At 70.9% G+C, this 10,424-nt stretch carries 9 protein-coding genes and 2 pseudogenes; 3 read left to right on the top strand and 8 right to left on the bottom strand.

The genetic code is table 11. The features are described from left to right. The 8 genes and pseudogenes from VG276_09455 to VG276_09420 all read right to left on the bottom strand — a co-directional run. The coding region (locus tag VG276_09455; protein HEV8649612.1) for an NADH-quinone oxidoreductase subunit G at positions 1 to 2,165 on the bottom strand (2,165 nt) is incomplete at its 3' end. A gap of 11 nt (positions 2,166 to 2,176) precedes the next feature. Then, positions 2,177 to 3,451 carry an NADH-quinone oxidoreductase subunit NuoF gene (gene nuoF, locus VG276_09450; GenBank protein HEV8649611.1) on the bottom strand — a complete coding sequence of 425 codons (1,275 nt, stop codon included), beginning with the start codon at positions 3,449 to 3,451 and terminating at the stop codon, positions 2,177 to 2,179. A gap of 17 nt (positions 3,452 to 3,468) precedes the next feature. Next, entirely contained in the window at positions 3,469 to 4,065 is a 597-nt protein-coding gene (locus VG276_09445; GenBank protein HEV8649610.1) for an NAD(P)H-dependent oxidoreductase subunit E, read from the bottom strand. A 35-nt stretch (positions 4,066 to 4,100) separates the two neighbouring features. Further along, positions 4,101 to 5,366 (bottom strand): NADH-quinone oxidoreductase subunit D, encoded by a 1,266-nt coding sequence (locus VG276_09440; GenBank protein HEV8649609.1) that lies wholly within the window; start codon positions 5,364 to 5,366, stop codon positions 4,101 to 4,103. Positions 5,367 to 5,572: 206 nt separating this feature from the next. Further along, on the bottom strand, positions 5,573 to 6,145 hold the full coding sequence (locus VG276_09435) for an NADH-quinone oxidoreductase subunit C (protein HEV8649608.1): 573 nt from the start codon (positions 6,143 to 6,145) through the stop codon (positions 5,573 to 5,575). Positions 6,146 to 6,354: 209 nt separating this feature from the next. Next, positions 6,355 to 6,801, bottom strand: a pseudogene (locus VG276_09430) (NADH-quinone oxidoreductase subunit B family protein). Between the two features lie 121 nt (positions 6,802 to 6,922). Then, a pseudogene (gene ndhC, locus VG276_09425) lies at positions 6,923 to 7,243 on the bottom strand (NADH-quinone oxidoreductase subunit A). A gap of 78 nt (positions 7,244 to 7,321) precedes the next feature. Next, positions 7,322 to 8,569 (bottom strand): geranylgeranyl reductase family protein, encoded by a 1,248-nt coding sequence (locus VG276_09420; GenBank protein ID HEV8649607.1) that lies wholly within the window; start codon positions 8,567 to 8,569, stop codon positions 7,322 to 7,324. A 193-nt stretch (positions 8,570 to 8,762) separates the two neighbouring features. On the opposite strand from VG276_09420, the gene VG276_09415 reads away from it, so the two are divergent. The 3 genes from VG276_09415 to extP form a co-directional block, all read left to right on the top strand. Beyond that, a complete protein-coding gene (locus VG276_09415; protein HEV8649606.1) occupies positions 8,763 to 9,224 on the top strand; it encodes a hypothetical protein in 462 nt (153 codons plus the stop codon). Positions 9,225 to 9,227: 3 nt separating this feature from the next. Next, the gene (locus VG276_09410) at positions 9,228 to 9,641 is read left to right on the top strand and encodes a 4Fe-4S binding protein (GenBank protein HEV8649605.1); all 414 of its coding nucleotides are present in this window, start codon (positions 9,228 to 9,230) and stop codon (positions 9,639 to 9,641) included. An 81-nt stretch (positions 9,642 to 9,722) separates the two neighbouring features. Next, the coding region (extP, locus tag VG276_09405; protein HEV8649604.1) for a selenite/tellurite reduction operon b-type cytochrome ExtP at positions 9,723 to 10,424 on the top strand (702 nt) is incomplete at its 3' end.

Here is a 10,424-nt window from a genome sequence, read left to right as displayed (position 1 = left end):
GCCGACGCCTCCGGCTCCCTCCCCTCGGCCGCCGCCGCCTCCGGCCCGCGCCCCTCGGCCGGCCCGGCGGTGGGCGCGGCCTGGGCCGGCCCGGCGCTGGGCGCCGCCTCGGCGCCCTCAGGGGGGGTCCGGAACCGCTCGGTCTCGGCCGCGACCCGGTCCCAGCTCGCCAGCCCGAGGTCGGCCTTGAGCTTGACCGAGAGCTGGTCGGCCAGCTCCCACACGGGCTGGGCGGCGCCGCCGACCGGGACCGCGGGCCGCTGGCGCTCGACGCGCCCCTCCCAGTCGGTGAACGTGCCCTCGGTCTCGGCGTGGACCACGCCGGGCAGCAGCACGTCGGCGTGGCGGGTGGTGTCGCTCACCGAGTGGTCGATCGCGACCACGAAGGCGTTGGCCAGGGCACGCTCGGCCAGCTCGCGCGGGCCGTAGTCGCGTACCAGGTCCACCCCGGCGAGCAGCAGCACCCCAAGCTCACCGGCTGCGGCGGCCCTGACCATGGCCGGACCGTCCAGGCCAGGCGCCTCGGGCAGGCCCTCGGAGACCCCCCATGCCTCGGCCAGCTCGGCCCGGGCCGCCGGGTCGGCCACGCCACGGCCGCCGGGCAGCAGGTGGGGCCGGGCGCCGACGTCGAGCGCGCCCCGGTCGCCCGCCCGCCTGGGCACCCAGGCCAGGCGGGCGCCGAGCCCGTCGGCGAGCCGGGCCGCGGCGTCGAGCGCGCCGCTGGCAGCCGCCCGCCAGCCGGCCAGCACCACGACCGGCCCCTTGCCCGGCCCAGGCCCGGCAGCGCCCCCGGGCCCGCGCGCGCTGGCCACGACGCGGCCGGCGTCGCCCTCCCTGCGGCCGAGGGCGGCGAGCGCCTCGGGCTCGCCCCCGGGCAGGGTCGGCACCACAGTGGCGAACTCGGCCAGGCGGCCGGCCCGGGGCCCAACCGTGACCACGGGCACGCCCTTGCGCAGCGCCGCCTTGCGCAGGCGCAGGAAGAGGATGGGCGACTCCTCGTGGGGGTCGAGGTCGACCACCACGACCGCCGCGGCCGCCTCGAGGTCGGCGTAGGTGGGGCCCGACCGGCCGGCGACCCGGGCCGCGACCGCGGACCCGGCCTCGCCCTCCGGCCAGGCGCGAGCGTCGACGTTGTTGGTGCGCAGCGTCACCCGGGCCAGCTTCTGCAGCGCGTACGCGTCCTGGTCGGTCAGGTGGCCACCGACCAGCACCCCGATGCCCTTGCCACGGGCCGCCCTGATCCCGTCGGCGGCCCGGCGCAGCGCCTCTGGCCAGGAGGCGGTGCGCAGCCGGCCGCCGTCGTTGACGCTCGGGACCAGCACCCGCTCGGGGTCCTGGGCCCAGGCGAAGCCGTAGCGACCCCGGTCGCAGTTCCAGGCCTCGTTCACCTCGTCGTTGTCGCGGGCCAGCTGGCGGGTGACCTGGCCACGGCGCGAGTCGATGCGCAGGTTGCACCCTGCGGCGCAGTGGTTGCAAACGCCCTCCGTGGACGACAGGTCGAACGGGCGGGCCTGGAACCGGTAGGACGGCGAGGTGAGCGCGCCCACCGGGCAGATCTGCACGACGTTGCCGGAGAAGTAGCTGTCGTAAGGCTCGTCCTCGAAGATCGCCACCTGCTCGAGCGCGCCACGCTCGAACAGCTCGATGAACGGGTCGCCGGCGACCTCGTTGGAGAACCGGGTGCAGCGGGCGCAGAGCACGCAGCGCTCGCGGTCGAGCAGCACGGTCTCGGAGATCTTGATCGGCTTCTCGTAGCGACGCTTGGTCTCGACGAAGCGGGTCTCGCCCGGGCCGTGGGCCAAGGTCTGATCCTGCAGAGGGCACTCGCCGCCCTTGTCGCACATGGGGCAGTCGAGCGGGTGGTTGATCAGCAGGAACTCCAGGTTGCTCTCCTGGCCGGCCCTGGCCACCGCGCTGGTCTCCTGGGTCTTCACCACCATCCCGTCGGTGACCGTGGTGGTGCAGGCGGTCAGCGGCTTGCGCTGGCCCTCGATCTCGACCAGGCACTGGCGGCAGGCGCCGAGGGGGGCGAGCAGCCGGTGGTCGCAGAAGCGGGGGACGACGACCCCGATCTGCTCGGCGGCCCGGATCACCAGGGTGCCGGGCGGCACCTCCAGCTCGGTGCCGTCGATGGTGACCTTGACGGTGCTCGGCTTGTCGGCCATGGGCGGGTCTCCTAGTGCGCGCCGACGGCCATCCGGGCGCCCGGGAACGGGCAGCCGCGGCCGTCGGCGTGCTGGGCGAACTCGTCGGGGAAGTGCTTGAGGCCGGACAGGATCGGGCTGGTGGCGCCGTCGCCGAGCGCGCAGAACACCCGGCCGAAGATCCCGTCGCTGATGTCCTTGAGGGTGCCCGGGTCGTCCTTGCGCCCCTGCCCGGTCTCGAGCCGGGTCAGGATCTTGCGCATCCAGTCCGTGCCCTCCCGGCACGGGGTGCACTTGCCGCACGACTCGTGGGCGTAGAACTCGGTGAAGTTCAGGCAGGCGCGGACGATGCAGACGTCCTCCGAGAGCACGATCACCGCGGCCGTGCCGAGCAGGCTGCCCGCCGCCTGGATGGCCTCGAAGTCGAAGGTGACGTCGAGGTGGTCGGCGGTGAGCAGGGGGGTGGAGGAGCCGCCGGGCGTCCACGCCTTGAGCGACTTGCCGTCCAGCATCCCACCGGCCGCCTCCATGATGACCGCGCGAGCGGGCGTGCCCATCGGGAACTCGAAGTTGCCGGGGTTGTTGACGTCGCCCGAGACGCTGATGAGCTTCGGACCGGGGGACTTGTCGGTGCCCATGCTCCGGAACCAGTCCACGCCCTTGCGGACGATCCAGGGGACGGTGGCGATCGTCTCGACATTGTTGACCGTGGTCGGCGCGCGGTACAGGCCCTCCACGGCCGGGAAGGGCGGGCGCAGCTTGGGCTGGCCGCGCTGGCCCTCGAGCGAGGAGAGCAGGGCGGTCTCCTCGCCGCAGATGTAGGCGCCGGCGCCCCGGTGCAGGACCACCTCCAGGTCGAAGCCGGACCCTCGGATGTCCCTGCCCAGCAGGCCCTTGTCGTAGGCGGCGTCGATCGCGGCGGCCAGCCGCCGCCCGGCGAAGCCGCACTCGCCGCGCAGGTAGATGAAGGCGGTGCGGCAGCCGATGGCGTAGGCGGACACGATCACGCCCTCGACCAGGGCGTGCGGGTCACGTTCCAGCAGCTCCATGTCCTTGAAGGTGCCCGGCTCGCTCTCGTCGGCGTTGACCACCAGGTAGGTCGGCTTGCCGGTGCCCTTGGCCAGGAAGCCCCACTTCATGCCGGTGGGGAACCCGGCCCCGCCCCGGCCCCGCAGGCCGGAGTCCTTGACGATCTGGACCAGGTCGGCCGGGCTGCGGGCGAAGGCGGCGTCCAGGCTCGCGTAGCCGTCCAGCTCGGTGAAGCGGTCGATCTCGTGGGCCCGGCCGTCCTGCCAGCGGCTGGTCAGCACCCGCACCTGGTCGGTCACTGCGCGCCACCTCCGCGGAGCTGCGCCGGGGGCTCGCCGAGCCCGGCCAGCCGCCAGTGCAGGGCTGCCGAGGACGGCTCGGTGACCGACCCCTCGGCGGCGAACGTCGGCGGGGGCACCTGGTCGCGGAGCAGCGCCTCGACCAGCTCCAGCGCCTGCTCGGTGGTGAGCCGCTCGTAGTTCTCGGTGTTGACCTGCACGACCGGGGCGCCGTCGCAGGCGGCCAGGCACTCGACTTCCTCCACCGTGACCATGCCGCTCTCGTCGGTGCCGCCGAGCGGCGTGGCGAGCCGCTCGGCGAGCGCGTCCGCGATCTCGCGCGAGCCGCGGAGCTGGCACGACAGGGTGCGGCAGACCGACACGATGTACTTGCCGACCGGGCGGCGGCGGAACATCGTGTAGAAGGTGGCGACCGCGCCGACCTCGGCCTTGGTCAGGCCGAGCAGCCCGGCCGCCTGGGCAACCCCGGCCGGGGAGACGTAGCCGTCCTCGGACTGGAGCAGGAACAGGATCGGCAGCAGGGCCGAGCGCCGCTCCGGGTAGCGGGCGATGAGCTCCTCGGCGCGGGCCAGGGTCTCGTCGGTCAGGGGCACGGCGGTGGTGTTCTCCTTGGGGTTGCGCGGTGAGGTCAGCGGTCGACGCCGCCGAGGACGGGGTCGACCGAGGACATGGCGGCGATGACGTCGGCGACCAGCAGCCCCTCGGCCATGGGGCCGCCCGTCTGCAGGTTGACGAACGACGGGTCGCGCACGTGGACCCGGTAGGGCAGGTTGCTGCCGTCAGAGACGACGTGGTAGCCGAGCTCCCCCCGGGGCGACTCGACGGTGACGTAGACCTCGCCGGCGGGGACCTTGAAGCCCTCGGTGACCATCTTGAAGTGATGGATCAGGGCCTCCATGGACTCGCCCATGATGTGGTTGACGTGGGCGGGTGAGTTTCCCAGGCCGTCGGGCCCGAGGGCCAGCCGGGCAGGCCAGCCGACCTTGGGGTCCTCGCTCATGACCGGGCCGCCTGGCAGCGAGTCCAGCACCTGCTCCACGATCCGCAGGCTCTCGCGCATCTCCGCCAGCCGGACCTGGTAGCGGGCGTAGGCGTCGGAGCCGCTGGCGGTCGGCACCTCGAAGTCGTACTGCTGGTAGCCGCAGTAGGGCTCGGCCTTGCGCAGGTCGTGGGCCAGCCCCGAGGCGCGCAGCATCGGCCCAGTGACGCCCAGCTCGACGAGCCGGTCCTGGCTGAGGTAGCCGATGCCCCTGGTCCGCTCCAGCCAGATGGGGTTGTTGGTGAGCAGGGTCTCGTACTCGTCGGCCTTGCCGCCCATGTCGCGGACGAACGCGCGGATCTTGTCCTCGGTGCCGTCCGGCAGGTCCTGGGAGACGCCGGCGGGGCGCACCCAGGCGTGGTTCATGCGCAGCCCGGTGACGTCCTCGAGGATGTCGAGGATCTCCTCGCGCTCCCGGAAGCCGTACAGCATGATCGACAGCGCGCCCAGCTCCAGGCCGGTGGTGGCCAGCCACACCAGGTGGGAGCTGATCCGGTTCAGCTCCATCATCAGCACCCGCAGGGCCTGCGCCCGTGGCGGCGCCTCGACGCCGAGCAGCTTCTCCACCGCCAGGCAGTAGGCGGTCTCGTTGAAGATCGGGGCCAGGTAGTCCATGCGGGTCACGAAGGTGACCCCCTGGACCCAGGTGCGGAACTCGATCGACTTCTCGATGCCGGTGTGCAGGTAGCCGACCACCGGCTGCAAGGACACCACCTGCTCGCCGCGCAGCTCCAGCACCAGCCGGAGCACGCCGTGGGTGGACGGGTGCTGGGGCCCCATGTTGATGACCATGAGGTCGTCGTCGCCCTCGGCATGCCTGCGGGCGGTGACCTCGGCCCAGTCACCGCCGCCCATGGCCAGCACCTGCCTGGCCCGCCGCTCGTTCAGGCTGACGTGCTCGGCGGTCGGCTTGTCGGCCAGGTCGTAGGCCTCGCCGGGCCGCACGACCACCTCGTCCACGAGCTGGCCGCTGGACGGGCGGCCGGACTCTGGCCGCTCCTGCTCCTGGGGCACGTCCCCGTCCCGCCTGGCCTCGTCGGCGTGGTCGCGGAGGATCTCGCTCATGTGCTCGTCCACCCTCCCTTGTACCGCCTGGTGTCGGGCGGTGGCACGTGGGCGCCGTGGTAGTCGACGTTCACCCCGCCGAGGGGGTAGTCCTTGCGCTGGGGGTAGCCCTTCCAGTCCTCGGGCATGAGGATGCGGATGAGGTTGGGGTGGCCGTCGAAGCGCACCCCGAAGAAGTCGTACACCTCGCGCTCGTGGAAGTTGGCGGTCGGCCACACCCCGGTGACGCTCGGGACGTGCGGGTCCTCCACCGTGACCCGGACCTTGAGCCGCAGGCGAACGTTGTGCTCGAACGAGTAGAGGTGGTAGTCGACGCAGAGGCGGTCAGGGCGGTTGGGGTAGTCGGTGCCCGACAGGTCGGAGAGGTGGCGGAAGCGGGCAGCCGGGTCGTCGCGCAGCCAGGTGGCCACGTCGACCAGGCGGGCCCGGTCGAGTTCGACGGTGACCTCGCCGCGGTGGCCGGTCACCTGCAGCTCCGCCTCGCCGAAGCGCTCGCGCAGGCCGGTCAGGACCGGCTGCAGGGCGTCGGGGGGCGTGACGACGGCGTCGCTGGGCTGCACCTGGCTCATGCCTCCTGATGGACCGGGGCACCCCTTCGGGACCCCTCCGACCGGGGCACCCCTTCGGGGTTCCCCGGACCCCTCCCAACCGACCGGGGCACCCCTTCGGGGTTCCCCGGACCCCTCCCAACCGACCGGGGCACCCCTTCGGGGTTCCCCGGACCCCTCCGGCCGGACCCTTCCGGCAGGACGAGCTTGGAGCGCGGCTCGCCCTTCCTGATCTTCTCGTGGAGCTGGAGGATGCCGTCCATCAGCATCTCGGGACGGGGCGGGCAGCCGGGCACGTACATGTCGACGGGCACGATCTGGTCGACGCCCTGGACGACCGCGTAGTTGTTGAACATGCCGCCCGAGGTGGCGCAGACGCCCATGGAGATGACCCACTTGGGCTCAGGCATCTGGTCGTAGATGGTGCGCAGCACCGGCGCCATCTTCTGCGACACCCGCCCGGCCACGATCATGAGGTCGGCCTGCCTGGGCGAGGCCCGGAACACCTCCATGCCGAACCGGGCCAGGTCGTAGCGGCCGGCGCCGGTGGCCATCATCTCGATGGCGCAGCAGGCCAGGCCGAAGGTGGCGGGCCACACCGAGTTCCGCCGGGCCCACTTCACCAGGTCCTCCAGGCGCGTGGTCAGGAACGACTGGTTGAGCGCCTCGAGGCCCATCTCAGGCCGCCTCCCCCGATTCCGGTTCCCCGGGCGGAGCGGCGGGCGGCTCCGGCCGGGGCCAGGTGGCGGCCCGGAGCACGGGGGTGACGATCCGCTCGCCCACCTTACGGGCCGGGCCCCAGTCGAGGGCGCCGGAAGAGAGGACATAGCAGTAGGCGACCACGATGGCCACCAGGAACAGACCCATCTCCACCAGCCCGAAGATCTCCAGGCGGCGGAAGATGACGGCCCAGGGATAGAGGAAGACGAGCTCGATGTCGAAGATGATGAACACCATCGCCACCAGGTAGAACTTGACCGGGAAGCGCTCGGCGGGCTCGTGCTCGGGGATGATGCCGCACTCGTAGGGAGCGAGCTTGGCGGACGTGGGCCGGCGGGGGGCCAGCAGCGACGAGGCGGCGAACGACGCGCCGGCGAAAACCGTGGCCAGCACGAGCATGACGAGAATCGGGAGGTACTCGGTCAGAGGCGCGCGAGGCTACCGCTCGCCGGGAGGGCTGGCGGAAACGCCCCTCGACTAGGGCTCGGGGCCGACGGCGACGAGGCGTTCGACCAGCTTGTAGGCGGCTTCGGCGGGCCCCAGCTCGTCAGGCCGGAGCATGTTCGACATGATCCGCAGAATCCACTCCATGAGGGTGCGCGACCGCATCCCGACCCGGGTCAGCTCCCGCATGACGACGGGGTTGCCGATGGCGCGTACGAAGGCCCGGGCCACCCGGAAGTAGAGGCCGTAGGCGTCGGCCAGCTGCGCCGGATACCGGGACAGGGCCAGTCCGTCGCCCGTCCGCAGAGCCTCGTCGAAGACCTCGGCGGCGAGACGGCCGGTCTCGTAGGCGTAGGCGATGCCCTCGCCGTTGAAGGGGTTGATCGCTCCGGCGGCGTCACCCACCACCAGCCACGTGGGCCCCGCCGACGGCTCCACCGAGTTGCCCATGGGGAGCCGGCCGCCGGTGGGGGCACAGGTGGCGGTCTCCGGCGACAGGCCCCAGTGGGCCGGGGCGGTGGCCACGAAGGCCTCCATGAGCCGGGAGGTGTTGATCGCCTTCCAGTCCCGGAACGTGGACAGGAGGCCGACCCCCACGTTCACGGTCCCGTCCCCCACGGGGAAGATCCAGCCGTAGCCGGGGAGGGCGTCGCCCTTGGCGTCGCGCAGGTCGAGGTGGCTCTCGATCCAGTCTTCGGCGTGGCCCGGGGAGCGGTAGTACCCCCGGATGGCCATCCCCAGGGGGTAGCGCCGGGCGCGGGCGGTTCCCAGGGCCCGTCCGAACCGGGAGTTGGCCCCGTCGGCCACCAGCAGGTAGCGGCCACGGACGTCCTCGATGGTGCCGGTGTCCTTGTGCCGCACCCGGGCCCCGACCACCAGCCCGCCCTCGACCACGGGAGCGGTGGCTTCCGTGGCCTGCCACAGCGTGGCACCGGCCTTGACGGCGGCGCCGGCCACCATCTCGTCGAGGTGACGGCGGGGGACGACGTAGCCGTAGGGCGGGAACTCCGGGTGGCGGGGCCACTCCAACTCGAGGGTGATCCCATGGGCCACCGAGCGCAGACCTCCGAACCGGTGGAACTCACCCAGCGGAGTGGCGAGCCCCATGTCGTGGAGCTGGCGTACCGCCCGGGGGGTGAGTCCGTCACCGCAGGTCTTGTCCCTGGGAAAGCGCGACTTCTCCACCACCAGGACGTCGTGGCCCGCCTCCGCCAGCCAGTAGGCAGCCGCCGCCCCGGAGGGGCCACCGCCCACCACCACCACGTCGAACCGTTCGGCCACGGTCAGCATTCTGGCTGACAGGGACCTTTTCGACCCCAACGGATGGGCCTCGTTACGGCTGGTGCGGGGCCGAGAACGGTAACGTGTGGGTGCGTTTCCTGGCCCCGCAGGCACGTTGGGCCACCAACACAGGAGGAGGCTGTCCTCCTGTAGAATCGGACTTTGTGCAAACGTTCACGAGGAGCCCAGTTCGGTGGATGCAGTCATCAACTACTTCTCCACAGAGCCAGGCCGGTTCTTCTTCTCGCTCTTCGTAACGGCGGTCGGTTTCCTCGTTTTCTTCCGGCTGTTGAAGCGGCCCAAGAGTGATCTCCCGCCGACCTGGGCCCAGAGCATGGCCGGGGCCATGGCCGTCTTCGCCATGTTCCTCATGGCCTACGGCGTGGTGCCCCACGAGTGGTTGACCTGGGCTGACTCCAAGCTGGGCCTGCGGGAAGACAAGATCCTCCTCGACACGTATGCCCTCGACATCTCCGGACGGGCGCTCCGGGACACCGTGGCCGCCGGCTTCTACATCGTCTTCCTCGGCCTGAACATCGTCGTGTGGAGCATGTGGCAGAAGCGGGGCATGGCCAAGCCCAAGACGTCCACCCCGGTCCCCGCCACCCCGTCGGGGACGTCGGCCTTCTCGCGACCTGTGACCAAGAAGGACTGACCGGTGGCCAAGACCGACGCCAATCCCCCGATGCCCGAGTTCGCCACCTCCTACCAGCTGCAGGAGGTGGACCCGGCGTGGCTCAACTCGGCGGTGAAGCCCAAGCAGTTCCTCCACATCGACCAGGCCGAGTGCATCCTGTGCGAGGGCTGCGTCGACATCTGCCCGTGGAAGTGCATCCACATGCTCTCGGTGAACGCCATCGAAGAGGCGGTCAACACCGAGCAACCGGGTGAGGATCCGGGCGACCACGTCTTCTTCGTGGTGGACGAGGACGTGTGCACCCGCTGCGCCCTGTGCGTGGACCGCTGCCCCACCGGGGTCATCATCCTGGGCAAGACCCAGGCGGGCCGATCGGCGGGTGATCCCCACCAGCGCGACAACAGGCACGGATACGCCTACGGAGTACGGTTCTAAGCCAATTCACTGGGAGGATTCGGGGTGGCGAACGGCAACGGGGACGGCCTGAAAGGCAGACTCGTCGAAGCCGGAGAAAAAATGAAGGGCTCCCAGGCGTGGAGCTCGATCTTCCGGCCCGGGTCGTTCTTCCGGAAGGGCTACACCGACAGCCCCCGGAACCGCTCCTACGTGATCATGAACTCGGTGCTCTACCACCTTCACCCGGTGAAGGTGAAGCGGCACGCGGTGAAGGTCTCCTACACGTTGTGCCTGGGTGGCCTGTCGTTCTTCCTCTTCATCCTGCTCACGGTCACCGGCATCTTCCTGATGTTCTTCTACCGGCCGACCGCGGCATCGGCCTGGAACGACATCTACCACCTGCAGACGGCGGTGACCTTCGGTCTCCTGGTGCGGAACATGCACCGATGGGCCGCGCACCTCATGGTGCTGGCCGTGTTCCTGCACATGGCCCGCGTCTTCTACCACGGGTCGTACAAGCCGCCCCGGGAGTTCAACTGGGTCATCGGCGTCATCCTGTTGATGCTGACCCTGCTGCTCTCGTTCACCGGCTACCTGCTGCCTTGGGACCAGCTCGCGCTCTGGGCGGTCACCGTCGGCACGAACATGATGGGTTACACGCCCGTCTTCGGGAACCAGGTGCGTTTCGTGCTCCTCGGTGGCTCGGAAATCTCAACAAATACGTTGTTGCGCTGGTACGTGCTGCACGTCTTGATGCTCCCGTTCGTGATCGTCATCTTCATGGCCATCCACTTCTGGCGGGTCCGCAAGGATGGCGGCATC

Source organism: Actinomycetes bacterium (assembly GCA_036000965.1).
Taxonomy (GTDB): Bacteria; Actinomycetota; CALGFH01; order CALGFH01; family CALGFH01; genus DASYUT01.
The sequence above is the reverse complement of the archived record's forward strand: the minus strand, read 5'-3'. Positions and strand labels throughout refer to the sequence as shown.